The sequence below is a fragment of the Methanospirillum stamsii genome, assembly GCF_003173335.1.
Classification (GTDB): Archaea; Halobacteriota; Methanomicrobia; order Methanomicrobiales; family Methanospirillaceae; genus Methanospirillum; species Methanospirillum stamsii.
Window position 1 is genome coordinate 15,216 of sequence record NZ_QGMZ01000007.1, and the last position, 24,738, is coordinate 39,953.

General features: G+C 45.9%; 26 protein-coding genes. 25 read left to right on the forward strand and 1 reads right to left on the reverse strand.

From position 1 onward, the window contains the following. The first annotated feature begins 82 nt into the window (after window positions 1-82). The 14 genes from DLD82_RS02785 to DLD82_RS02850 all read left to right on the forward strand — a co-directional run bounded on the left by DLD82_RS02785 (window position 83) and on the right by DLD82_RS02850 (window position 11,109). The gene (locus DLD82_RS02785; protein WP_245920348.1) at window positions 83-1,099 is read left to right on the forward strand and encodes an ABC transporter substrate-binding protein; all 1,017 of its coding nucleotides are present in this window, start codon (window positions 83-85) and stop codon (window positions 1,097-1,099) included. An 83-nt stretch (window positions 1,100-1,182) separates the two neighbouring features. After that, on the forward strand, window positions 1,183-1,968 hold the full coding sequence (locus DLD82_RS02790) for an ABC transporter permease (RefSeq protein ID WP_109939592.1): 786 nt from the start codon (window positions 1,183-1,185) through the stop codon (window positions 1,966-1,968). After that, window positions 1,968-2,759, forward strand: coding sequence for an ABC transporter ATP-binding protein (locus DLD82_RS02795; protein WP_109939593.1), 792 nt, complete (start codon window positions 1,968-1,970; stop codon window positions 2,757-2,759). The genes DLD82_RS02790 and DLD82_RS02795 overlap by 1 nt, the downstream gene beginning before the upstream one ends. 30 nt (window positions 2,760-2,789) lie before the next feature. Next, entirely contained in the window at window positions 2,790-3,302 is a 513-nt protein-coding gene (locus DLD82_RS02800; protein ID WP_109939594.1) for a 50S ribosomal protein L16, read from the forward strand. Window positions 3,303-3,371: 69 nt separating this feature from the next. Continuing rightward, a complete protein-coding gene (locus DLD82_RS02805) occupies window positions 3,372-4,208 on the forward strand; it encodes a fumarate hydratase (RefSeq protein WP_109939595.1) in 837 nt (278 codons plus the stop codon). Continuing rightward, window positions 4,205-4,762: a FumA C-terminus/TtdB family hydratase beta subunit gene (locus DLD82_RS02810; protein WP_109939596.1), complete on the forward strand. Its 558-nt coding sequence runs from the start codon at window positions 4,205-4,207 to the stop codon at window positions 4,760-4,762. The genes DLD82_RS02805 and DLD82_RS02810 overlap by 4 nt, the downstream gene beginning before the upstream one ends. Beyond that, window positions 4,759-5,031, forward strand: coding sequence for a 4Fe-4S dicluster domain-containing protein (locus DLD82_RS02815; RefSeq protein WP_109939597.1), 273 nt, complete (start codon window positions 4,759-4,761; stop codon window positions 5,029-5,031). Before DLD82_RS02810 ends, DLD82_RS02815 begins: the two co-directional genes overlap by 4 nt. Window positions 5,032-5,044: 13 nt before the next feature. Continuing rightward, a complete protein-coding gene (locus DLD82_RS02820; protein WP_109939598.1) occupies window positions 5,045-6,139 on the forward strand; it encodes a 2-oxoacid:acceptor oxidoreductase subunit alpha in 1,095 nt (364 codons plus the stop codon). Further along, window positions 6,136-6,927: a thiamine pyrophosphate-dependent enzyme gene (locus DLD82_RS02825; protein ID WP_109939599.1), complete on the forward strand. Its 792-nt coding sequence runs from the start codon at window positions 6,136-6,138 to the stop codon at window positions 6,925-6,927. Before DLD82_RS02820 ends, DLD82_RS02825 begins: the two co-directional genes overlap by 4 nt. Continuing rightward, complete coding sequence (locus DLD82_RS02830; protein ID WP_109939600.1) at window positions 6,917-7,456, forward strand: 2-oxoacid:acceptor oxidoreductase family protein; 540 nt, start codon at window positions 6,917-6,919, stop codon at window positions 7,454-7,456. The genes DLD82_RS02825 and DLD82_RS02830 overlap by 11 nt, the downstream gene beginning before the upstream one ends. Continuing rightward, the gene (locus DLD82_RS02835; RefSeq protein WP_109939601.1) at window positions 7,453-8,532 is read left to right on the forward strand and encodes a succinate--CoA ligase subunit beta; all 1,080 of its coding nucleotides are present in this window, start codon (window positions 7,453-7,455) and stop codon (window positions 8,530-8,532) included. The genes DLD82_RS02830 and DLD82_RS02835 overlap by 4 nt, the downstream gene beginning before the upstream one ends. After that, a complete protein-coding gene (gene sucD / locus DLD82_RS02840; protein ID WP_109939602.1) occupies window positions 8,529-9,395 on the forward strand; it encodes a succinate--CoA ligase subunit alpha in 867 nt (288 codons plus the stop codon). The genes DLD82_RS02835 and sucD overlap by 4 nt, the downstream gene beginning before the upstream one ends. Continuing rightward, entirely contained in the window at window positions 9,396-10,364 is a 969-nt protein-coding gene (locus DLD82_RS18380) for a zinc ribbon domain-containing protein (protein ID WP_181391215.1), read from the forward strand. A gap of 7 nt (window positions 10,365-10,371) precedes the next feature. Next, window positions 10,372-11,109 (forward strand): heparan-alpha-glucosaminide N-acetyltransferase, encoded by a 738-nt coding sequence (locus DLD82_RS02850; protein ID WP_109939603.1) that lies wholly within the window; start codon window positions 10,372-10,374, stop codon window positions 11,107-11,109. A 3-nt stretch (window positions 11,110-11,112) separates the two neighbouring features. Here DLD82_RS02850 and DLD82_RS02855 read toward each other — a convergent pair whose 3' ends face one another. Then, window positions 11,113-11,841 (reverse strand): tetratricopeptide repeat protein, encoded by a 729-nt coding sequence (locus DLD82_RS02855; RefSeq protein ID WP_109939604.1) that lies wholly within the window; start codon window positions 11,839-11,841, stop codon window positions 11,113-11,115. A 278-nt stretch (window positions 11,842-12,119) separates the two neighbouring features. On the opposite strand from DLD82_RS02855, the gene DLD82_RS02860 reads away from it, so the two are divergent. From DLD82_RS02860 to DLD82_RS19115, 11 genes are all read left to right on the forward strand, one after another. Next, window positions 12,120-13,016: a hypothetical protein gene (locus tag DLD82_RS02860; RefSeq protein ID WP_109939605.1), complete on the forward strand. Its 897-nt coding sequence runs from the start codon at window positions 12,120-12,122 to the stop codon at window positions 13,014-13,016. Between the two features lie 8 nt (window positions 13,017-13,024). After that, window positions 13,025-13,504 (forward strand): hypothetical protein, encoded by a 480-nt coding sequence (locus DLD82_RS02865; protein WP_109939606.1) that lies wholly within the window; start codon window positions 13,025-13,027, stop codon window positions 13,502-13,504. A 2-nt stretch (window positions 13,505-13,506) separates the two neighbouring features. Further along, window positions 13,507-13,971, forward strand: coding sequence for a hypothetical protein (locus tag DLD82_RS02870; protein WP_109939607.1), 465 nt, complete (start codon window positions 13,507-13,509; stop codon window positions 13,969-13,971). Between the two features lie 83 nt (window positions 13,972-14,054). Beyond that, window positions 14,055-14,822 carry an ATPase domain-containing protein gene (locus tag DLD82_RS02875; RefSeq protein WP_181391216.1) on the forward strand — a complete coding sequence of 256 codons (768 nt, stop codon included), beginning with the start codon at window positions 14,055-14,057 and terminating at the stop codon, window positions 14,820-14,822. 2 nt (window positions 14,823-14,824) lie between these two features. Next, on the forward strand, window positions 14,825-16,687 hold the full coding sequence (locus DLD82_RS02880) for a type II/IV secretion system ATPase subunit (RefSeq protein ID WP_109939608.1): 1,863 nt from the start codon (window positions 14,825-14,827) through the stop codon (window positions 16,685-16,687). A 4-nt stretch (window positions 16,688-16,691) separates the two neighbouring features. Further along, window positions 16,692-18,296 carry an archaellar assembly protein FlaJ gene (gene flaJ, locus DLD82_RS02885; protein WP_109939609.1) on the forward strand — a complete coding sequence of 535 codons (1,605 nt, stop codon included), beginning with the start codon at window positions 16,692-16,694 and terminating at the stop codon, window positions 18,294-18,296. Between the two features lie 3 nt (window positions 18,297-18,299). Then, a complete protein-coding gene (locus DLD82_RS02890; protein ID WP_109939610.1) occupies window positions 18,300-19,382 on the forward strand; it encodes a hypothetical protein in 1,083 nt (360 codons plus the stop codon). 30 nt (window positions 19,383-19,412) lie between these two features. Then, window positions 19,413-20,234 carry a CheF family chemotaxis protein gene (locus DLD82_RS02895; RefSeq protein ID WP_109939611.1) on the forward strand — a complete coding sequence of 274 codons (822 nt, stop codon included), beginning with the start codon at window positions 19,413-19,415 and terminating at the stop codon, window positions 20,232-20,234. Between the two features lie 66 nt (window positions 20,235-20,300). Then, window positions 20,301-20,663, forward strand: a complete 363-nt coding sequence (locus DLD82_RS02900; RefSeq protein ID WP_109939612.1) for a response regulator — start codon at window positions 20,301-20,303, stop codon at window positions 20,661-20,663. A gap of 3 nt (window positions 20,664-20,666) precedes the next feature. Next, window positions 20,667-21,695: a chemotaxis-specific protein-glutamate methyltransferase CheB gene (cheB, locus tag DLD82_RS02905; protein WP_109939613.1), complete on the forward strand. Its 1,029-nt coding sequence runs from the start codon at window positions 20,667-20,669 to the stop codon at window positions 21,693-21,695. A 3-nt stretch (window positions 21,696-21,698) separates the two neighbouring features. Beyond that, entirely contained in the window at window positions 21,699-24,734 is a 3,036-nt protein-coding gene (locus DLD82_RS19115) for an Hpt domain-containing protein (RefSeq protein WP_109939614.1), read from the forward strand. Window positions 24,735-24,738 lie beyond the last annotated feature (4 nt).

A 24,738-nucleotide genomic window follows, 5' to 3' on the forward strand; every position in this document is an offset into this window, starting at 1 on the left:
AAAAAATGCCCTTAAAGGATTTATATCGACCTCATTTGAGGTACTTTAAAAAGAAGTATTTCCTACCTTAGTCCAGGTGATTGTGTTGAAGAACATATGGTTCATTGTTTCTCTCTTTCTCATCACTGGTCTGGTACTTCTGTGCGGATGTACCGGCACTCAGGAAACAGCCCCGGTTGCAGATCAAAAAACCACAACCGGAGAAAAAACAGTTCTTAATGTCGGGTATCAGCCAAGTACGCATCAGATGGCATTCATGACCGCGTACAGCAAGGGCATGTATAATGAAACCCTGGCTCCAATGGGAATAAAAGAAGTAAAAGCCTTCAGTTTCCCGACAGGAGCTCCTGAAATGCAGGCAATGCTCGCAGGAGATCTTGACTTTGCCTATGTTGGTTCTGCACCGTTTGTAACCGCCGTTGCCACCGGACTTGACGGGAAGATCATCGGCGCTGTCCAGACCCAGGGGTCATCACTCGTTCTGAAGACCGGTCTGAATTATACTGCTCCGGCAGATCTGAAAGGTCTGACCATTGCAACATTCCCGGCAGGAACAATCCAGGATACAATTCTGCGCACCTGGCTGAAAGAGCAGGGAATTGATACAGAAAAAGACCTTAAGATTGTTGGAATGGGTCCTGGTGACGCAACCACTGCAATCATGGCCGGAAAAGTTGATGCAGTCTTCCTCCCCGCTCCTTCACCAACAACCATCGAAGAAGCTGGAGCAGGAAAAATCATCGTTCAGTCTGGTGAGATGAGTCCGAACCATGCATGCTGTGTTCTTGTTGCAAGCGGAAAAATGATCAAGGAACACCCGGAGATAGTGGAAGAAGTCTTGAGAATTAACCAGCAGGCGACCGATTATAATAATGAGCACTGGGAAGAAGCAGCCGGATACATGAATGAGATGACCTCCATGGAAACGCCAATCATTCTCAAGTCTCTTGAAGAATGGGATGGAAAATGGGTATCTGATCCAAACATTATCCTGGAATCTGTCTCTAATTACGCAACCGATCAGGTCGCTCTCGGGTATATCAAAACACCTGTTTCTGCAGATGATCTCTTTGATACTACCTTCTGGGGTAAGCTGTAACGCTGAACCCATACCTTTTCTTTTTCTCTAACCTCAGTATACTGATTACCTGTGCCTGTTCACGGCACGTTGTGAGATAAGGAATGAAAGGAAATCTTTCGGGATCCCGATCCCCTGGCTATATTGTCTTTTCAATATCAGTAGTGCTGATAATCTGGCAGATATTAGCAGATGTGATAGTCCAGAACCGGTTTATTCTGCCGTCTTTTACCGATGTGGTCTTTGCGTTTTTTGGACTGCTCTCGGTTGGGACCCTCTCAATGGATTTTCTGGTGAGTATGGTTCATTTCTTCATCGGCCTTGGTTTATCCATACTTGTCGGGGTTCCTTTGGGCATCCTTATCGGATGGTTTCCGCGGGCGAACCGGTTCCTGGACCCCATCATTGAAATTATTCGTCCTATCCCGCCACTTGCATGGATTCCCTTTGCAATTGTCTGGTTCGGGCTGACTGATCTGGCAGCGGGTTTTGTCATCTTTATTGGCTCGGTTTTTCCGGTACTGATAAATACCTACGAGGGGTTTCGAAATATTCCCCGGATATTTGTCGAGGCAGGAAAAATGCTTGGGTGCACGAGTAATGCTGCATTGATTCGGCATATTGCCCTTCCTGCTGCTCTTCCACATCTTGCAGCCGGTTTTCGGGTTGCAAGCGGGGTAGCATGGATGTGTCTTGTGGCAGCCGAGATGTTTGGAGTTTCAAAATTTGGTCTTGGACAGAAAATATGGTGGTATTACAACCTCCACCAGATGGACAATGTCATGGTGTATATGTTGATCCTGGGATTTGTCGGCCTTATTATTGATTATCTCTTCAGGTATGCGATGAACAGGACACTTCTGAAGTGGCGTGAAGGGGAGGTGAACTGATGGGCCGGGTTGAGATAACAAACCTTTTCAGGGAGTTTACCCGGGATGATGGAGGTCGCGTTGTTGCTCTCTCTGATGTGAACCTTACCATTGCGGACGATGAATTTGTCTCATTTGTCGGGCCGTCCGGATGTGGAAAGACAACTCTGCTCAGAATTATTGCCGGGCTTGACACTGCCAACTCCGGCGAAGTCAGGGTAGATGGGGAGCTCATCACCGGTCCGGGTCAGAAAGTCGGGATGGTATTTCAGGAGTACTCTCTATTCCCCTGGCAGAATGTACTGACCAATGTGGCATTCGGTCTCCGTATGAGGGGTATCGGAAAAGAGGAGCGGTATTCGATTGCAAAAAAATTCATCGCACTTGTCGGACTCACTCAGTTTGAAGAGAGTTACCCGTACGAGTTGTCCGGAGGAATGCGGCAAAGAGTTGCAATAGCCCGTGCTCTCGCAACCGACCCTGACCTCCTCTTAATGGATGAACCGTTCGGGGCACTTGATGCCCAGACAAGAAATCACATGCAGTGTGAATTGCTTGACATCTGGGGGACAAAAAAGAAGACTATTCTGTTTGTCACGCATAGTTGTGATGAAGCGGTCTTTTTATCAGACCGGGTTGTGGTTCTCTCCCCTCGTCCTGGAAGGATACGGGAGATCATCAACATCTCCATTCCGCGTCCGAGGGATCGGACCAACAAGGAATTCATCGATCTCAGACGTTCTTTGCTTGAGATGATAGATGAAGATGAACGTAAGGAAGAAAGGATTAAGTGCAAATCCGGCAATTTATAAAAGCACAAATCAATACAGGAGTTCGGGTTCATGGTCAGAAAACCAAACAGCATGTACAGAAACCTTGCAAAAAAGGCCTATACTCGCAAGGAATATATGGGAGGTATCCCTGGTGTTAAGGTTGTCCACTTTGACATGGGGAACCTGACAAGCGAATTTCCAATGGAAGTTTCCCTGGTTGTCAACGAGAGCTGCCAGATTCGGCACTCTGCTCTCGAAGCAGCCCGTATGAGCATTAACAGAAAGTTGAACAAGGAACTGGGGCGTATGAACTACCACCTCAAACTGCGGACCTATCCTCATCATGTTCTGCGTGAAAACAAGCAGGCAACCGGCGCAGGTGCAGACCGTGTGTCACAGGGTATGCGCCTTGCATTTGGTAAGGCAGTCGGCACTGCAGCACGTGTCCAGCAGAACCAGAAGATCTTTTCTGTGTTTTCATCCCCGGCAGGTGTTGAAAAGATCAAGGATGCCCTCCGTCATGGTGGTCATAAACTCCCATCTTCTACCCATCTTGAAATACAGATGAAACAGGAATCATAACTTCTTTTCCTGTTCTTTTTTTGGTTCATCACATCAGTTCTTTACCGCTATCATACAGATATGTAATTCATGTCTGGTTCAGGTGATCCGGCATTATTACAAAAAATCTCTGATGCTACATATAATGCAGTCCGGAATTCTGAAATCTATCTTCCCGATGATGTAAAGGACCGGCTCCTTTGTGCCAGAAATACTGAGTCAAGTCCTGTAGCAAAACAGGAACTTGAAAATATTCTGGAAAATATTCGTCTTGCAGAAGAGAGGCTGGCGCCGCTCTGCCAGGATACCGGCATTCCGGTAATCTATGTGACCATTCCTCCTGGTCTTTCATGGACCAGGGAGATGGAAGAGGCAGTTCATGCGGGTATCCGTGCTGCTACAACCAAAGTTCCACTCCGGCCTAACCTTGTAGATCCCTTAAGCCGGGAGAACACCGGAACAAATACCGGACTTATGATGCCTCCGGTTCATGTGACCACTGGAGAGCGGTTTACCATCACTGCTCTTCCGAAAGGAGCAGGATCAGAAAATGTCTCCCGTATTAGGATGATGAATCCTTCTGAAAAGGATCGTATCGTAAAGTTTGTGGTCGAGACCATGCTAAAAGCAGGTGGGCGTCCATGTCCTCCGGTTATCCTTGGTGTCGGTATTGGGGGTACATTTGATGTTGCTGCATCTCTTGCAAAAGAAGCATTGTTAGAACCGGTATCCTGCATGTCCTCATATGAACAGGATATCTGTGACAAGGTAAACCTGCTTGGTATTGGGCCCATGGGTCTTGGCGGAGATACCACCTGTCTTGCAGTAAAAGTAAAAACTGCCGGTTGTCACACCGCTTCTCTTCCGGTGGCGGTGAATATCCAGTGCTGGGCAGCCCGGAGAGCCAGTGAGGAGGTTATCATATGAAACACCTGAAAACACCGCTCGGTGATGAGATCCTTGATCTGAAAGCAGGAGATGTGGTCACCCTTTCCGGGACCGTCTACACCGCCAGGGATGAGGCCCATATGCGAATACAGGAGGAAGGATTTCCCTTTAATCCGGATGGTGCGGTTATTTATCACTGCGGTCCGGTAATCAGTGATAACCGGATCGTTGTTGCCGGGCCTACTACCTCTGCCCGGATGAACAAACTGACCGGGTTCATGCTTGATGCCGGAGTTCGCGGGTTAATCGGGAAAGGCGGAATGTCGGCACAAGTAAGGAATGAACTTAAAGGGAGGGCTGTTTACTTTGCGTTCACCGGAGGATGTGCCAACCTTGCCGCTGCATGTATGACCCTTACCGGGGTTCATTATAAAGACCTGGGTATGGCCGAAGCGGTCTGGGAAATCAAGCTTGATAAACTTCCGCTAACTGTTGCAATGGATGCACATGGCGGGGATCTCTTTGCCGTGGTTGATGAGCATGCACATGAAGTATTTCAGGGTATGTATCCAACCAGTACGACCGAAATATGAAACTCGAGATTGACGAGTCCCGGTGCAAAGGATGTAACCTCTGTACCATGGTCTGTCCATACAAAATTTACAGGCCGGGGAGTCGTCCAAACCGCAAGGGGATTTATATTCCTGAACTGGACCGGCCTGAAAGGTGCCCGAACTGCCGGCTCCAGGAATTATACGGACGAAGATTATGCGGAGTGTGTGCGTTAATCTGTCCGGACCAGGCAATCCGATGGGTACCTGAAAAACCCTATGAACCGATGAAAGTGGTGATTGAGTATTAGCCGTATTACATTCATGCAGGGGAACATTGCAAGTGCTGAGGGAGCACTTGCGGCCGGCTGCACTTTTTTTGGTGGGTATCCGATAACTCCGTCAACCGAAGTTGCAGAACATATGGCTGCACGAATGCCAAAGATAAAAGGTTCATGTTTCATCCAGATGGAGGATGAGATTGCCTCCATGGCTGCCATAATCGGGGCCGCATGGACTGGAGCACGTTCCATGACGGCGACTTCAGGACCCGGGTTTTCTCTGATGATGGAGAACATCGGGTATGCGGTTATGACTGAAACTCCATGTGTTCTGGTAAATATTCAGCGTGGAGGTCCGTCAACCGGACAGCCGACCATGGGAGCACAAGGGGATATGATGCAGGTCAGGTTCGGTTCACACGGAGATTACAGTATCATTGCCTTGTGTCCGTCTTCTGTTCAGGAATGTTTTGACCTGACTGCAAAAGCGTTCAACCTAGCTGACCGGTTCAGGACTCCGGTCTTTCTCATGGCAGACGAAGTAATCGGGCATATGCGGGAGAAGTTAGAAATCCCTGATTCTGTGGAGATAGTACGCCCGAAAACTCTTCCGGAAGGAATGCTCCCCTTTACTCCCGGCCCGGACGGGGTTCCGGGATTTGCACCCTTTGGAACCGGCAGATATACTCATGTGACCGGTCTTACCCATGACGAGCGTGGATACCCGGATACTACAAACCCGGCCCGTCATGATGCCCTTGTTCGCAGACTTGTCTCAAAGATTGAAGATGCCCGGCATGAAATCGCCGATTATACCATAGTCAATGAAGATGCAGAGTATGTTTTTGTCTGCTACGGGGCACCTGTCCGGACGGTAAAAGAAGTAGTCGATAAAAGGAAGGTTCCAAAAACCGGATACCTGCAACTCCGGATCGTATGGCCATTTCCTGAAGAACTCCTGAAACGGTTCCCTAAATGTCGGGCATTTATCGTTCCTGAGATGAATCTTGGTATGATAGTTCGTGAAGTCGGTCGTCATGTAAAAATCCCGGTGATACCAGTAAGCCGGATTGGTGGAGAACTCCATACTCCTGAAGACCTTATCGAGGCAGTCAAAATTGCGGAGAGTACCACATGAGAGATGAGTGGTTCCGGGCTGACCGTCTTCCCCATATCTATTGTGCTGGTTGTGGAAACGGCACAATAGTTAACTGTGTCCTGGAAGCGGTCTCAATGACGGGATGGGATCGGAAAAATACCGTATTTCTCTCTGGTATCGGGTGCTCTTCCCGTGCTCCCGGATATATCTTGACCGATTCACTCCACACCACCCATGGTCGTGCGATAGCCTTTGCGACCGGGGTAAAGATGGCAGATCCCTCCCTGCATGTAGTAGTTTTTACCGGAGATGGAGATCTTGCGGCAATCGGAGGTAACCATTTCATCCATGCATGCCGGAGAAATATCGATCTCACGGTTGTCTGCATGAATAACCATATTTACGGGATGACCGGCGGACAGGGAAGTCCCACAACACCACTCGGAAAAACATCAACTACTACCCCCTATGGTGCTTCAGAGACACCGTTTGACCTGGTTGATCTGGCTGTTGCCGCCGGTGCAAATTATGTTGCACGGTGGACATCATTTCATGTAAAACAACTGACCGAAGCGGTGCTTAATGGTTTAAATACTCCTGGTTTCTCCCTTATTGAAGTCAGGTGCCAGTGCCCGACATCTTATGGAAGACGCAATAAATACCGTGAACCGGTTGATTACATAACCCACCTGAAAGCTCATGCAATTCTGAAGGATAAATGGGAAAGCATGGAAAAATCCGGGCAGGATATGCCTGCAGATTCGTTTCCGGTAGGTGAATTTGTCCGGAGAGCACGTCCGGTCATGGGGGTGCCTGATGAGGCATGAAGTCAGGTTCTCCGGATTTGGTGGTCAGGGGATCATCCTGTCTGCGGTGATTCTTGGCCGTGCTGCTGCTCTTTACGATGACAAACATGTCGTGCAGACCCAGGTGTATGGTCCGGAAGCGAGAGGCGGTGCGTCAATGAGTGCGGTCATCATTGATGATGAACCGATTTTATATCCGAAGGTTCGTGACCCTGATACGTATGTCATTATGAGTCAGCAGGGATTTGAAAAGTATGGGTCAAATCCCAGAAAAGACGCGGTAATGCTCCTGGACTCTGACCTTGTCCATGACCGGCCTTCCTGCCCGTGGGTAGGAATTGCGGCAACTGGTGTTGCCAAAAAGGAACTTGGACGCGAAATTGTAGCAAATATCATCATGCTCGGAGCATTAAGCAGTGCCACTCCGGTAATATCCGGTAAGGCTCTTGAAAAAGCAATTCTTGACAGTGTACCGAAAGGAACAGAAGAACTCAATCTGAAAGCGATGAAACGAGGCCAGGAACTTGGAAGTGCGGGTGGTTCGTCATGAAAATGAAAGAGTACGAAGCAAAGGAGATACTAAGTAAAGCAGGAATACGGATCCCCCGGGGACTCCACATAAAAAAAGGTGTTGAATTCATGGTTACCCCTGCTATCAGGGAAGCTGTCGTAAAAGCCCAGGTAGAAGTGGCCGGCAGGGGAAAGGCCGGTGGGATTCTCATGGCAGAATATGACCAGATTCCTAAAACCGTTGAACAGCTCTTTAATGCAGAGATAAAAGGAGTTCCGGTTGAAGAGATCCTGATCGAAGAGAAACTCAACATTCAGCATGAGTATTATCTTTCCATAACCATTGACCGGTCTAAAAAAGCGCCGGTGATTCTTTTCACTACAGAGGGTGGGGTGGACATCGAGGAGGTAGCACAAAAAAACCCCGACGCAATCCGGAAGGCAATGGTTCATCCTCTCCTCTCTACGATTCCCGGGTACACTCTCCGGTACCTCCTGAACGGGGCTCCTAAAGAGATAGGTCAGGTAATCCAGAAACTATATACTGTTTTCATGACACAGGATGCCATCCTTGCCGAGATTAATCCCCTGGTCATGACCCCTGACGGGCTGTATGCAGCGGACGGGAAAATTATCCTTGATGACAATGCCCTTGCCCGGCATGGTATTACAGAAAACCGTGACCTTTCCGAACGTGAACGCCAGGCAGATGCCTATGGTTTTTCCTTTGTTGAACTCTCGGGAAATATCGGGGTCATCGGAAACGGGGCCGGACTTACCATGGCAACCGTTGACCTCATCAATAACCTGGGAGGAAAACCTGCAAATTTCCTTGATGTCGGAGGTGGGGCTGACCGGGTCAGGGTTGCCCATGCAGTCAGGCTGCTTGGGAAAATGCCTGATGTGAAGGTCATTATTGTCAATCTCCTTGGTGGTATCACCCGGTGTGATGAGGTTGCTGCAGGGATTATTGAGGCCGGAGTTGGTCAGAAGATTATTGTCAGGCTTGCCGGGACTAATGAAACAGAAGGGAAGGCCCTCCTCTCTTCGAAAGGATATCTGATGCTGGACACTATGGAAGAAGCAGTAAAAGCAGCAGTGGAGGCAGCATCATGATCTACGCCGATAAAAAAACCGGTGTCATCGTGTGTGGTGCGACCGGAAACCAGGGTTCTTTTCATATTGACCGGATGAACCAGTATGCAAGGTCCGTTGGTGGCAGAGGCGTTGTTGCAGGAGTTACTCCGGGAAAAGGCGGGCAGGAGGTTCATGGTGTTCCGGTTTATGATTCAATTCTACAAGCTGCCAAAAATCAGGATGCATCAGCAGCCGTCCTTTTCGTTCCAGGCTCTGCTGCCGGGGATTCCATCATGGAAGCGGCGGATGCAGGACTTGACCTTGTTGTTGCCATCACCGAACACATTCCGGTCCACGATGTCATGAAAGCAGTGACCTATGCAGAGTTCCGGGGTTGTAATGTCATCGGCCCGAACTGTCCGGGTCTCTTCTCACCCGGAGAGATCAGCATGGGTATCATGCCTGCCCACCTTGCCAGCAGAGGTCCGGTCGGGGTTATTTCCCGGAGTGGTACCCTGACGTATGAAGTTGTGCATGAACTTACCAGAGCAGGAATCGGCCAGAGTTCAATTGTTGGTATTGGGGGTGATCCAATCATCGGTCAGACCTTTGCTGATGCACTCGGACAGTTTGCAAAGGATCCGGAGACAAAAGCGGTGGTAATTTTAGGAGAACTTGGTGGCAACCTTGAAGAAGAGGGCGCACGTGCAGCTGAACTTCCGGTTGTTGCATTTATCGCCGGAACTACTGCTCCTCCTGAAAAAAGAATGGGTCATGCCGGGGCAATTGTCACTGGTGGTGAAGGTGACGCGGTAGCAAAAATTGAGCGGCTTAAAAAAACCGGTGTTCCGGTCGCAGACCGGCTTTCACAGATACCATCTCTTATCAGGGAGCTCTTGTAAATGTCATTCATGGACAATATCAGGGGTGGTCGAGACGGAGAAGAATCCGGAGGGGGTAAGTTTAATCCGTTTCGTATCCTTGAAATCGGTGAAAGCATGACCCGGTACTGTGATGGTATCCGGATAAAAAACTATAGTTTTCTTGCAATACTGACCAGTGACCGGCTGGTTCTGATGGACAGTGCAAAGCAGAGTGCCGGCACTATCGCGAAAGAAATCCCCGTTTCAATGATACAGGGGGCAGTGTTTGAACGGGATGAAAAAGACCGTCCGTCACTTGCCGTTTCCATGGAAGTCGGTGGTCAGACCCGTCTTATGAAACTGGTTTTTTCCGGACTGATTGATGAACCTGAAACAGAATGTCGTGAATGGTTTACTGCAATCAATGGATATCCTCCTGAACCTGAAGAAAAACCAGTACCAGAGCCTGAACCATTACCGGTGTCTGAACCGGTACTGTCTTCTCCTCCGGTGGAAGTCCCTCCGGTTACTCCGGTACCGCCGGTTTCCCAGGTAGTCCAGGAACCTGCTCCCATCAATGTCGCAAAAGAAGCGCCTCCTGAGGTCCCGGCCCCTCCTGCACCAATTCAGGCCGCGCCCGTTCCAGAACCAGTTATCCAGGCGCCTGCACCTGTTCCAGTTCCAGAGTCTGTGCCGGCTTTTAGTCCTGAACCGGCATCATTACCTCCGGATGCCATAACAAAGCCTGTTCCGGCTCCTCAAATCCCGGTAAAAAATGAACCGGTATCTCAACCAGTCCAGAATCAGCGTTTATCCGTTTCTGCTCCCGGAGACGATTCAGTGCAAATTTGCATCGAAAAACCTGGGATTACACCCATATTTCTAGAAAGAAAAACTCTGGTTCCGGAGGGAAGCAGTACTGGAAAAAGCAGGTTCTGCATTCACTGCGGGGTTCGTATTCCGGGTTTGGCACGTTTTTGTCCGGTCTGTGGGAAGACACAGGTCTGAATTATTCATGGCAGAAAAGCCGGTCCGGTATCCGGAACTTGACGGATGCCGTGGTCTTGCTATTGCCATGATGATCGTATTTCACTTCTTTGTAGATCTGAATTTTTTTGGATTACCTGGCCCTTCGCCTTATCATGGCTTTCTAAAAATTTTCGGTATCAGCACTGCAACGTTATTTATACTTATCGCCGGCATTTCTGCACATTTAAAAGCAGAAAAGACTCCAGGTTTTCACAAACAAGTAGAGGTGTTTCTGCTCCGTGGCGGAAAACTAATCCTGATTGGTTTTGGAATCACCATTGTTACCTGGTGGTTTTTACACGGAGAAGGGTATGTGGTATTTGGTATATTGCATCTGATAGGACTAGCGCTTATCTTGTCCCCTCTTTTTCATCGGTTCTTCTATACAAATCTGGTTCTTGCATGCATTCTGCTTATTGTGCCGCTGTATTTTGACATACCCTCCGGACCATTATGGATGGCATGGACAGGAATGAACCCGGAAGGTTTTACGTCGATTGATTATACCCCGGTTATTCCCTGGTTTGCACCTTTCCTTCTCGGATTATGTATTGGAAAACTCATGTATCCTAAAGGAAATCAATTGAGAACCTGGAATCCGGAAGTGCCAAAATGGGTTTTACCCATCATTGCAGCAGGAAAAAATTCTCTCGTAATTTATCTGATTCATCAGCCGGTTCTGATAATTCTCCTAATGTTTTTCACTGGAAAAACAGTGGGATAAAAGTTATTTGAGAAAATCCAGGATTCCGGATAAGATATTCTTTGAATCGCCGGTTTCTGATCCTGCATGAGTGGTATTTTCTGATGAATTACTGGTAAGATTATTCCGAATCGATTTAAGGCGGTTATTTACCATGGTAAGATTTGGTGAAATCTCGATTGCTTTCTCAAATGCACCAATCGCATCAGGTAATTGTTCGGTTTTTTCATAGACCGTCCCCAGGTAATACCAAGCAATTGCATTGTCAGGTTCATATGCCGTCTCGTTTCTGAATGCACTAATGGCCTCTTCATACTTGCCCTGATCAAAATATGCAACCCCCATATTTTCCCATGCACTTGAAAAGTTTGGTTTAATGCTTAAAGCCTGCCTGTATGAGTCAATCTCTTCGTTATATCGTTTGAGCATTCCAAAGGTGTACCCCCGGTTATACCAGGCATCTGCATCATTTGGATTAATCCTGGTTGCATTATCTGAAGCTAAAAGCGCTTCATTATGTCTTCCCAGTCTGTTTAACGCAAAACCAAGATTACTCCATGCATCGGTAAAATCAGGTTTTAACTCTACCGCCCGACGATATTCAATGGTTGCATTATCAAACTGACCAAAGGATGAATATGCATTTCCCATGAGGTAATGTTCATCTGCGGTCATTTCACCTGTTTCTGCAAACGTTATCTGGACAAAAAGTAATAGTGTCAGAAAAGTGATGACGGGTAGTAATATTTTCATTCATTACCCGGTTGGAATGATATGAAATAAGGGTTGTGGAGATGAGATGTTTTTTCACATTTATATATTTGGAATGTCCAGGGTCTTTTCTTCGACGGTTGTAGTATATCCATATGATCATCACCGGTTCTTTCATCATTTCCGGCTGGAAACAAAAAAAGTTAAAAATTAGGCTGTCTATTAAAAAACGCCCGGCATGGTCTTAAAAATCTGAAAAATCATCATTTATCCAATCAAAACAATGTATTTATACTTCTGATGGTAATGATTACATCATTATGCCAGTCAACCAGGCGCAGGTAGACAGCATCATTTCTTCGGCATCTGCCGAAGATCCGGAGATTCAACTTCTCAAACTAAGAGATGAAGTTGAACTGCTGAAAACCTCGATTAAACGCCTGCTCATCGATATACGGGAACGTATGAATGATGCGGAAAATCCGCTCGTTCAGGCGTTAAAGGGGAACCCGGTGGAGTTTGTTGGTCAACAGACCGCAACACCCACTCCCATGGAGGGGTATATTGATGATTATGATGAAGAACCTACAGTCGGAGGTTTTTCAGGAGATGAGGGGGCGATGTCTATGTCAGAGGAGCCAGAAGCAATTGAGCCGTCAGGTCAGCCGGATATGGGAACTACTGCCGGAATCGGTGGGGGAGCAGCAAGTGTCTCATCAGCATTGTCCTCTCTTGCAGCAGAGAAAGGAATGCTTGAAGCGCTCAGAAATCAGTTGTTTGCCCAGCCTGCCACGGCTGCAGAGCCAGTAAAACAGAAAAAACCGCGTGAGAAGGTGAAAATTCAAAAAGTTTACAGCCTGTTTGAATGGACGACAAACAACGTGAAACGGTATGGGCATGACCGGGTTGATCTTATGCTTGAGTCCTATAAGGAGATGGGTCACATCTCTGAAGAGCACTGCAAACAGGTTAAGGATATTGCCCGGCTCATGGCACCCTCTATCGGAGAGGTCCATGAGATGAAAGCCGATGAATTCGTGCTTGCACTCTATGAACTCAACCGCATTCTTCAGCCCGAAGATCCAGGTCTTGACCGTGATATGCTTGATGTGCTGATTGAAAAGCGGAAGATGACCATGCCATCCGGACGGATAGAGGAAACAGATAACCTGGTAGAGGATGACTCTGAGTTTGAGTATATTCCTTCCCGTGAGTAACTGCCAGTATGGCGAGCGAAGCGATATCATCATCAATAATGATAATAGGGGCTGTCCTTGGGGCGGCAGTCCTTATTACCGCGATTCTTCCGGCGATATTTTCTGCCGGAGATACCTTCGGGACTGTCTCGTCGTCGGCTGAGCAGAAACTAAAGACGGATTTTCGGATTATTAATACGTATGCCTATAATACACCAGATACTGTAAAGGTCTGGCTAAAAAATGTCGGTGCAAATCGTATATCAATAAGCGAGATTCAGAATTCAGATGTCTTTTTTGGAGTAGATAATCAGGTATCTATGAGAACTTATAGTAGTGGATTCACTTATGATCTGATGGGAGCAACAGATGATGGATACTGGGATATTGGTGAGACATTAGAGATAACCATTGTAAGTCCTACCATCGATTCCGGAGATCAGATATCGTTCTCATTTGCCTTACCTAACAGTGTGAGAAGAACCATTGCATTCTCTACGAATAACTAATCATGGCATCTTCACTCATTTCAGGTGCAGTGAGCCTTATTCTGATATTGTTAGCCGGATATGTAATTGCGACAGGGATATTAACTATCGCTGAGACCACGATTTATACTCAAAGTGAAATGTCGTTAATCCATGATTCTATTCAGCAGACAGATCTCTCAATGGCTAATCCCAGTCCTGTTTACAGTGGAGGCACTCTGACCTTTTATATTTCAAATAATGGTACAACCTCATTTAAGAAAACCGATGTCGGCTTTGATTTTTTTATAACCAATGATGCAACAAAAGCGACATCACGTTATTCATTGACTGATTTGTCGACTTTTGACATTACTGAGGATATTATTAATAAGGGTTTTTGGGACCCTTCTGAAATAGTACAGGCAGAAATTTCTCTTGCGTACACTCCGAACTTTGTTAAAATTGTAACCCCGAACGGGGTTTCTGCATCAGGTGCAGTTACATAGATTAAAAAATATACACAAGATTGAATTTAATAGAGAACACGTATTAGCATAGTAATACCAATTTATTTAGGGGCATTCATCACATGGCAGAATTAGACTTATCGGGGGGCGAGGATACACGGGGCGATATTGCCGATCTCCTGGGCAAGGAAGAACGTAAGATCCTCACGACCGGAAACGCTGAAATCGATAAAAAAATTGCAGATGGTTTACCATTAGGGTCATTAACTCTCATTGAAGGGGAAAATGATACCGGAAAATCTGTACTGACCCAGCAGTTTATGTGGGGAAGTATGCATAACAACCTCCGGGTAGACCTCTTTTCTACAGAACTTACGACAAAAAGTTTCCTGACCCAGATGGAATCGATGTCACTTGACATCTCTGATTTTTTTGCCTGGGGTTATATCCGGCTTTTTCACTGTCACCTGGTGGAATTCAAGTGGACACCGGATGCAATGAACGATATCCTGGATAGGATTATCACCCATGTAAAATTCAGTAATACAGATGTGGCAATCATCGATTCACTGACTATTTTTACCGAATATACCACAAATGAATCGGTCCTTTCGTTCCTGACCCAGGCAAAGAACATCTGTGACCAGGGAAAAACCATTCTCATCACCATGCATAGTTATGCATTTACTGATGAGGTGCTGACCCGGGTTAGATCTATTTGTGATGCACACCTGCTCCTCATGAGAAAACTGATGGGTGACAAGTACGTCATGGTCCTTGAAGTGGTTAAGGTCAGAGGGGCCAGGAAAACCACCGGTAACCTTGTAAGTTTCGAAGTACATCCCGGTTATGGAATGAAGATTATTCCTGTCTCGGTTGCAAAAGTCTGAATATGTCCCGTCTGCAGATCCAGGGAAAGATACCTTTTCAGGAGGCAGAGAGTCATGATACTGAGGAGTGTGTATTAAATCCTGAATCCTGTGCATTATTCCGAATGCTCCCGGCCAATGCAAAAGAATATGCAAAAAATTACCCCCACCTCCTAGAATACCTGCACATCTTTCCGGTTGATGAGTTTGGAATTCCACTCTTTTTTTCCGAACTTAAACGTGATCTGAAAGGGATAAAAGATCCAAACCTGATTTATCCGGCTAAACCACCAATATTTATCCATATTTTTTTTGATCCAAATGATGTCCGGAACTTCTACATCCCAATTGAACCTTCCTTCATGCATAACATCGGGAGATTGCTCCCGGCCATAGAATACCGGTTGGTAGACCTTCTGGACGCCCTTGATGAAGATCCGGTAACTCCTGAAGAACGGACAGCAGTCCTGAAAAGGTTGTTACGTCAGGTTATGTTTGTGAAAAAACCCGGAGAGGCAATCGACCCGTCTCTTCTAAAAATCGAAGGGCCTCAGGGTTTTGGTGACAAAATAAAAGGGTTTTTGGCAACTGATCTTACCGCAAAAGAAGAACCAGGAGCAGAGAGATTATTTGCTGATGTTCCTCACCTCGCAGATGGGAGAATTATTGTAAATCCCCAGGAATTTGAGGCAATTGAATACCAGATGATCAGGGATAAGATTGATGTGGGAATCTTGTTCCCTTTTATCTCCGACAACTTTATTGAAGATATTACCTGTGACGGACTCGGGCCGATTTTCATTGAACACAAGATCTTCAAAGGTCTGAAATCAGTCGTCGGGTTTGATAAGGAAGAATTACTGGATGATTTCTGTATAAAACTGGCTGAAAAGTCCCGTCGTCCAATTACATACCGTAATCCGATTGTGGATGCCACCCTTCCGGACGGGTCACGTATTAATATTGTTTACTCTACTGAAATCAGCCGTCAGGGAAGTAACTTCACCATCCGTAAAGCGATGGATGATGTCATCTCCATAACCAAACTGGTTGAATTCGGAACCTGTAGTTATGCCCTTGCTGCATACCTCTGGATATGCATCGAGAACGGAATGTCCCTTTTCATGTCAGGTGAGACGGCATCCGGAAAAACAACCTCGATGAACGCTCTTACCACCTTCATCTCTCCGGAGTCAAAGATAGTAAGCATTGAAGATACTCCGGAACTCATCATTCCGCACCGGAACTGGACAAGAGAAGTATCAAAGGGTAAGGGGAAAGGAGAAGGAGAAGGTGGGGATGTAACAATGTTCGATCTGCTGCGTGCTGCACTTCGTCAGCGGCCGAACATGATCATGGTCGGAGAGATCCGAGGAGTTGAGGGTTCCGTCGCTTTTGGTGCGATGCAGACTGGTCACCCGGTCATGAGTACGTTTCACGCTGCGACGGTTGAAAAACTTATTCAGCGTCTTACCGGAGATCCCATTCTTATTCCAAAAACCTTCATTGATAACTTAAACCTTGTCGTCATTCAGAGCGCTGTCCGGCGACCGGATGGAGCAATGGTCCGGAGACAACTCAACGTTTCTGAACTGGTCGGCTATGATCCGCAGAGTGGGGGTTTTTCTTTTGTTGAGGTTTTCTCCTGGGATCCGGTTACGGACACTCATGAATTTACCGGAAAAGGATCCAGTTTCCTGCTTGAAAATAAGATTGCAACCATGCTTGGTATACCTGAACATAAAAAATCCATGATTTATATGGAAGTAGATAAAAGAGCAAAAATCCTTGAACGGCTTCACAAGGCTGGTTATACTGATTTTATTGAACTCTTTCTGATGCTTACCAAGCTCAAAAAACAGGGTCTTCTCACGATAGATTATTGATAGCATGGTTCTTGATGGTGTTTTTGACAAAATTCGTGCCGCAAATGCAGGGAAAATTCCATTTGAGGATTCATTTGCTACATTAAAAGCCCGATTGTACAAATTTTTTATTGAAGACAAGTACATGGGTTCAGACCTTCTTTTTATGCTAACCTACATGGCAGCAATTATTACTGCTGATGCGTCCCGTCCGGAGATCTTTTCAAACACCGGTGCACGGATGGAATACGTTTCGACGAAATATATCCGTCGTGCTGACATATTGGTTAAAAGGTGGGGATACAGTTATGTTGAGGCACTTGTCAATGTAGCAAAAAAAATAGAGAATGAAATGCTCTTTTCCATGATAAACCGGTATGCAAATGCCATTGAATCCGGAGTTCCTGATAATGATTATCTGATTGGTGAACTTGAAACAACCAGAAATGTGTATAAATCCACTTTTGAGCAGGGAATTGAAATGCTTAAAAAATGGGGTGATGCATACATCTCCATGCTCTTTTCAGGTGCTCTGGTTGGCATTATTATCATGATCTCTATTGCAATTTATGCACCGGAGGACATTCAGGGCACATTGATGACTTCATACATCATCATCGCTTTTATCTCCATACTTGGAATTGGTACAATGTATAAGGCAGTTCCGGCGGATCCAAGAACTCACCGACTGCCTCAGGGATCACCTGAACAGAATATGATTCACCGGATGGAAAAGAAAATTGTCCCCATCCTTATTGTAATTGTATTTCTTCTGATCCTCCTTGGAATGAACTATGGTCTGGTGTTAATGCTTGTCGGTATGCTACTCTTTCCACTTGGCATTATTGCCTTTATTGATGATGGTAATGTTGTGTTAAGAGATACAGAATTTCCCACATTCATCAGGGGTGTCGGTTCAATCCAGGGAGGAAAAGGAAGTACCATGACACCGGCAATTCAGGGTGTTGATAAAAAATCATTGCCAAATCTGGAACCTCTAATTGATTCAGTATTCTCCAAACTGAATCTGGGGCTTGATGAGGACCGGACCTGGCAACGGTTTATCAATGATGGCGGAAGTTACCTGATTTACAAGTATCTTAATATCTACAGGGATGCGCTCCGCCTTGGGGGGAAAGCGGATATTGTTGGTCAGGTTGTCAGTTCTTCAATGCTTGATCAGATTCTGCTCCGGGATCACCGGCATACCATTTCAATGGGTTTTCTGACCCTTTTGGTTCCAATGCATGCTATGATGGTGGCAATTTTCCTTTTTCTGTTTCATATTCTTGTAACAATGTCTGATGCAATAACAGAACGGATGGCATCATTAGGAGAAGCAAGTGCTGCTCTTTCATCCGGTGAGGGTGCATCAATTGCAGGTGCAATGGGGGGAAGTATGTTTGTTTTTGCAAATTTTGACAAAGATGCAATTGGATTGTACGTGATTATCATTGTAACAATGCTTACCATTGCAAATGTTGTTGCAGGGAAAGTGATGTCAGGTGGTGACAATGCACTGTCATATTTTTTTACCAGTCTGATATGTTCAGTATCTGGAATTCTTTATATTGTAGCTCCAATAATAACCGGAATGTTATTTATGATTCCCGTCTTTGAAGGTGTATAAGTAATGGTTGAACTCTCTGACTCTACCCGGCGGCTGGTAATATTTGTAGCGATAGTTCTTGGGGGTTCAATCCTTCTGATCTTTGATATTCCTGTTTTATACCTCATGATGGGAGTCATCGGGATTGCCATCGTATTGCTGGTGATTACCGGAACTATCATTCTGTCAGAATTAATCCGCGATCTTCGTTCATGGCTGAAATCAAGGCCGAAAAAACCTAGAAGAGAAAAACCTGCAAAAGATAAAGGAAAAGAGAAGAAGAAAGGAGAGGGGCTTTTCTCCTCCTTGTCCGGAAAAATCAAGATGCCCGCTCTTACCCTGCCTTCCCTTAAACTTCCGGAGCGTCCTGCAAAGAGCAAAGACGACAAGAAAAAGGTAAAAGAGGAGAAGAAAGGAAAAGAGAAGAAGGCGGATGAAAAGCCGGATAAAGGAAGAGGTACTTCTGCTGATGATGAATCTTCTTCATCAGATTCCGGAAAAGATAGTGATGTCTCACTTGATTCAGACCTTCTCGATGGCCTTGACCTTGATGACGGTCTGGACCTTGATGCAGAACTCGATTCGGTAAACCCTGAATTTGATAACATCAGGACTCCATATGGTGATGATTCGCTTGACATCCCCTCTGATTCAGATGTGAAAAAGATGGATATCTCCACCCGTGAGGAAGAGGAAGATATCATTCTTGATGATGACCAGGGTCCGGATGAGATAGATGCAATTTACTCCAGTACCATCGATATTGGTTCTGATAGTGGAGGGGATGTCATCTCAAGCATGGAGGGCGGGGATACGATCAGTTCATCTGATCTCTCCACCTACAGTTCTTCAGACGACAGTCCCTATATGTACGGGCAGGAGGAAGAGGACTCCGGCGGGGAAGAACAATTTGAACTGAGCCAGATGAAAGGTGGAAGTGATGATGACCTTATCGCTTCACTCAAGGCTGATATTGAAGACCTGAAAAAACGGGATGATGATGTGCTCCTGAGAGATCTTAAGGATATTCATGTATCTGCAGAAGAACTTGCAGAAGAACTCCAAGAGGTTATGACCATTATCAACCGAAAAATAAAGAGAAGATAAATAACATAAAAAGATATTTTAAAGGGGAGTATGGCAGAGGTTCCGGCAAAACTGGAAAAGGGCGGGTCATGGGTGACCTCACGCATCGATATCGGAAATGATGGTATCACCCTGAAAGACCCTTGGAATACCTCAGTTAGCTACCGGAGTATTGTAGACTATCAAAAGCGGGGGCAGATGGTTACGATGATCGTAACCATGCCTGACAAAACCGAGCGCACGTATAAAATTGCCTCGGTTGACAAAGTACTCACCATTCTTACCCGTAAAATCATCATGGCCTGTAATGCCTACAGGATCATGGCCCATTTTATGTCGCCGGCAATCAGAGGGGGTGTGCTGGTAACTGATGCAAAATGGGAGAAGGGAGCTATTGCAGTTCTTAAGACGGGTATCTGGTTTGTCAGCCAGGAAAAACAGATAAGTGTTCCACTAAAAGAAGTTGCAAGTCTTGAGCTTACCAAGCGGGAACTCCAGAAGAAGAAACTTGATGTGATTAAGATTGATCATCTTGAAGGTGGTGAAGTAGTAACCAGTTTTATTCTCTGTCCTCTTTCCACACTTCAGGTTCTCTATAACTTCCTTCGTGATGCAACCAAGGATATGGATATGAAGGGCTCTGAGCTTGACCAGCTTGATGCCCAGACCGCCCAGGTTGCTATGCTCATTTACAGCGGGATGGATACAAAATCTATTGAAAATATGTTGAATCTCCCACCAGAGGAACTCAACGCTGTATATGAGACTCTTTTAAAATTAAAACTGGTTGATGTTGTCATGGTCAGGAAAGAAGTGCAATTGACTCCGAAGGGTGTCAGGTACATTACTGATGCACTCAAACCACCTTCATAGACCCTGACATTCCACAATCCTTTTACCATTTTGTAGCGTTTAATTCATAGGAGGAACCGTTCACCCATGGGACGAATCCTGATTGTCGATGATACATTGTTTATGCGAACCTTGCTCAAGAACATCCTCAGCTCTGGAGGACACGAAATTGTCGGTGAAGCTGAAGATGGTGACATCGGTGTCAATAAGTATCGTGAACTGAAGCCTGACCTTGTTACGATGGATGTTGTCATGCCAAAAATGAATGGCATTGAGGCATTAAAGGCAATTAAATCACTTGATGCAAATGCAAAAGTGATCATGTGCACAGCTGTCGGTCAGGAACAGATGGTCAAACTTGCAATAAAAAGTGGAGCGAGGGGATACATCGTAAAGCCGTTCCAGGCCCCTAAAGTCCTGGAAGAAATTGGAAATGTCCTTGGTGCTTAATACATGATCAGGGTTCTCGTCATCGACGATTCACTCTTTATCAGAACTGTAGTGCAGGACATGCTCTCTGATGATCCGGATATCCAGATTGTCGGAGTGGCATCAGACGGACTTGAAGCGTTGGATAAGATACGGGATTTAAAGCCTGACCTTATCACCCTGGATATTGAAATGCCACGTCTTGATGGTCTTTCAATGCTTGGAAGGAAGAAGGAGATTGACAAATTTCCAAAAACCCTCGTGTTAAGTTCGCTTACTTCTGAAGGGGCAGAGATGACCAAGAGGGCAATATCTCTTGGTGCAGATGATTTCATGCTAAAACCCCGTGGAATAAAGAATATCCGGGAAATTGGCGGGGAATTGCGGCAAAAAATCAAAAACATCTGTACAATTGCATATATTGAATCCAAACCAATTCAAAAGGACGTTAATGCCCGGAATATTGTTCTGATTGGTTCATCTGCAGGAGGGCCGCCAATGCTTGATACAATCGTGTCAAAACTGCCGGCCAATCTGAATGCTGCGGTGATAATTACCCAGCATATGCCAAAAGGCGGATTTACTGCGGCACTTGCGGCGCGTCTGAACCGGATTTCACAGCTTCAGATACGTGAAACAGAAAATGGTGACATTTTAAAGAACGGGACAGTACTGGTTTCCCGCGCCGGGTTTCACACGGTTATTTCATCGGTGCTTGACAAGGGTGGCAGCCAGAACGGAAAGATCATTCTGACAGATTCACCCCCGGTTCATAACGTAAAACCTGCTGTTGACAAGACCTTCGTCTCTGCAGCACAGGTCTTTGGTTCTCACTGCGTTACTGCAATCCTTTCCGGAATGGGCAACGATGGTGGTGAAGGAACAGAAGCGGTGAAAAAAGCGGGAGGTGTGACCATTGTCTGCAAGGAGGAAGATTGTCTTGTATATGGGATGGCGCGCTCAGCATTGTCCCGGAACTGTGTTGACCATGTTCTTGCTCTGAAGGCTATCCCTGACAAAATTTCTGAAACAATCCGATCAATGAACGGGTGATCTATGTCTGACCTTGATGCATACCGGAGTCTCTATGTTGCTGAATCGAGAGAAAACCTTGAAGGTATTGTAAGTAATCTTCTGATTCTTGAAAAAGGCACTGACTCTCACGCAATTGATGAAATATTCCGGTCTGCGCATTCGCTCAAGGGCATGTCTGCGTCGATGGGCTTTATGCACATGGAAGAGATCTGTCATGCCTTAGAGGATGTCTTTTCTCAAATCCGGAGTCAGAAACTCGATGTTACCCAGTCCCTGGTGGACGATCTGCTTGGTGGGGCTGATGACATCGAGCAGATGATCGATGAGATTGAAGCAGGTGGAGATGGTCAGCTTGATCATAAGGATCAGCGGGTAAAAACCCTTAAAAAATGGCTGGTTCAGGAAGGAGAAGATAAAAAGCCAACTCCTGTCGTCCAGCCAGTAGTGCCTGAACCGGGAATCGCTGAAGAAACCACTGGAGATATGTATGAAGGCCCCTCTTATGAACAGGATTTCGGAGAGGGCTGTAGGGATTACACACTTGATATCGTTCTTGCTGATAACGTGGACAATAAAAACCTCCGCGGAATGCTTATCCTTCAAAACCTTGAATCAATCGGGGAAATAACCAGATTCAGCCCTGAACGGGATATCATCGAGGATGATGAGAATTTTTCCGGAACTATCAGTCTGGTCTTCAGGACCAATGCCGGAGAAGAAGCAATAAGGACCATTCTCAACATCTCTGATATCAAGTCGAGTGATGTCACCGGAGTCCCAAAAACCTCCCCTGTCATTCCTACTCCGGAAATCCCTGAGCCTGCTTTGATTCCTGGGGAAATTCAATCTGAAAAGGGTACCTGTTATGATATACGTATAGAGATCAGTCCTTCAGTTGATTCAAAGAATCTGCGTTCAATGTTATTACTCCAGAATCTGGAAGTTCTTGGAAGTATTACAGAAATATCTCCGAAAAGGGATATCATAGAAGATAGTAGTACCTTTGATGGCACAATTTCTCTGACTCTTCGATCAGAATCTTCAAAAGATAAAATTGAATCTCTACTCAAAGGTTCTGACGTACGCACCCATTCAATAGCAGTTCAGGAAAACCTTCCGGTCGGTGATATTACTCCCTCTTTTTCTGTGGAAGGATCGGATGAGGTTTCTCTTTCGAAATTTCGATCTACCACTACTGAAAAGGTCGAGAAAAAGCGGGAAGTAAAAAACATCAGGGTTGACATCGACCGTCTTGACCACATGATGAACCTGGTTGAGGATCTGGTCATCAACCGGGGAAGACTGGAACAGATTGCCCAAGAATATAAGATAAAGGAACTGGATGAGACACTCAACATGGTTGGCAGGTCTGTGTCTGACCTGCAGGTCATGATGATGGATATCCGGATGATTCCACTCAACCAGATCTTTAACCGGTTTCCACGAACCGTCCGGGATATTGCTGCAAAGGAAGGAAAAGAAGTAGACTTTGTGGTAGAAGGAGGGGATACAGAACTTGACCGGTCAGTTCTTGACGGACTTAATGATCCCCTTCTTCATCTCATCAGGAACGGGCTTGACCATGGCATAGAATCTCCGGAAGTGAGGGTTGCCAATGGAAAAAACCCGAAAGGAAGATTAAAACTCTCTGCATCCCGGGATAAAGACAACGTAGTCATTGTTATAGAAGATGACGGATGTGGAGTGAACGTAGAAAAAATTAAGAAAAAGGCCCTGGAACGAGGACTCGTGAGTGAAGACGTGCTGGCTTCCATGAGTGACCAGGATGCTTATGATCTTCTCTTTCAACCCGGATTTTCCACCGCGGATAAAATTACTGATATCAGTGGTCGCGGAGTCGGTCTTGATGTGGTAAAGACCACGATTGCATCACTTCAGGGAACAATAAAACTTGAATCGTTTCCAGGAGAAGGGAGCCGGTTTGAACTGGTGCTTCCACCAACCATGGCAATTGTCATGGTAATGATGATCCGGATAAACGGAAAACGGTGTGCTATTCCTATCACCAACGTCGCCGAGGTTGCAAGTCTTGCAGCATTCCCTATTCAGAATATCGGTAATGGGGAAGGTCTCCTGATGCGTGACGAGATCATCGTTCTATATCGCCTTGATGACATGTTTGGCCGGTCTAAAAAAGAAGAAGTTATTGTGGTCCTTCAGAATGTTGAAAAGAAAGGGGCTATCATCGCAGATTTAATAGAGGGTCAGCAGGAAGTTGTGATAAAACCCCTTTCAAAATTTGTCGGGACCTGTGAGGGTGTCAGTGGTGTTACGATACCTGGAGACGGAGAGGTAGTTCCGGTTCTTGATGTAAAAGCAATACTACGAGAGGGAGGACAAAAAGCCGGTAGAAAGGCTGCTGGCAGTGGAAAAAGGGTGAAAAAAGTGATCAAAAATGTGGTGACAGATACTGATCTGATGATAAGTGAACAACAGGCGGATGAACTTCGGGAACTGGGTAACATAGGCGCAGCACACGCTGCAACCACGCTCTCTACCATTCTAAGTACCATGATCCAGATCCGGGTTCCTGAAATCATTCTGGTCAACCTGGCAAACCTGCGTAATTATCTTGATGACGTCAAAGCTGCAATGGTTGTTTTCCAGATTCAGGGGCAGATTAAAGGGGATGGGTACCTCATTATCCACATTCCTGAAGATTCGATCATCCGCTTGACCAATATCATGATTGGAACCACAGAAACCAATCGCAGCATAGATGACATGGATAGAAGTGCCATCACTGAAATTGGAAATATCATGACCTCCTCATTTCTGGATGCCTGTGCTACCCTGCTCAGCATTATCATGATACCCTCTCCTCCGTCGATGGTGATTGATATGCCTCATGCAGCATTACAGTCCATCATAGCAACCCAGGAGATCCGGGAAAATGTTGACCAGGTAGTTCTATTCAGAACCGAACTTACCTGTTCCATGTACGAAATTAAGGCAAATATCATCCTGCTGCCGAGCAAGTCTCTGCTTCAGGAGATATTTGCCAGAATGGAAAATGTTATCGCGACAGCAGGCTGAATTG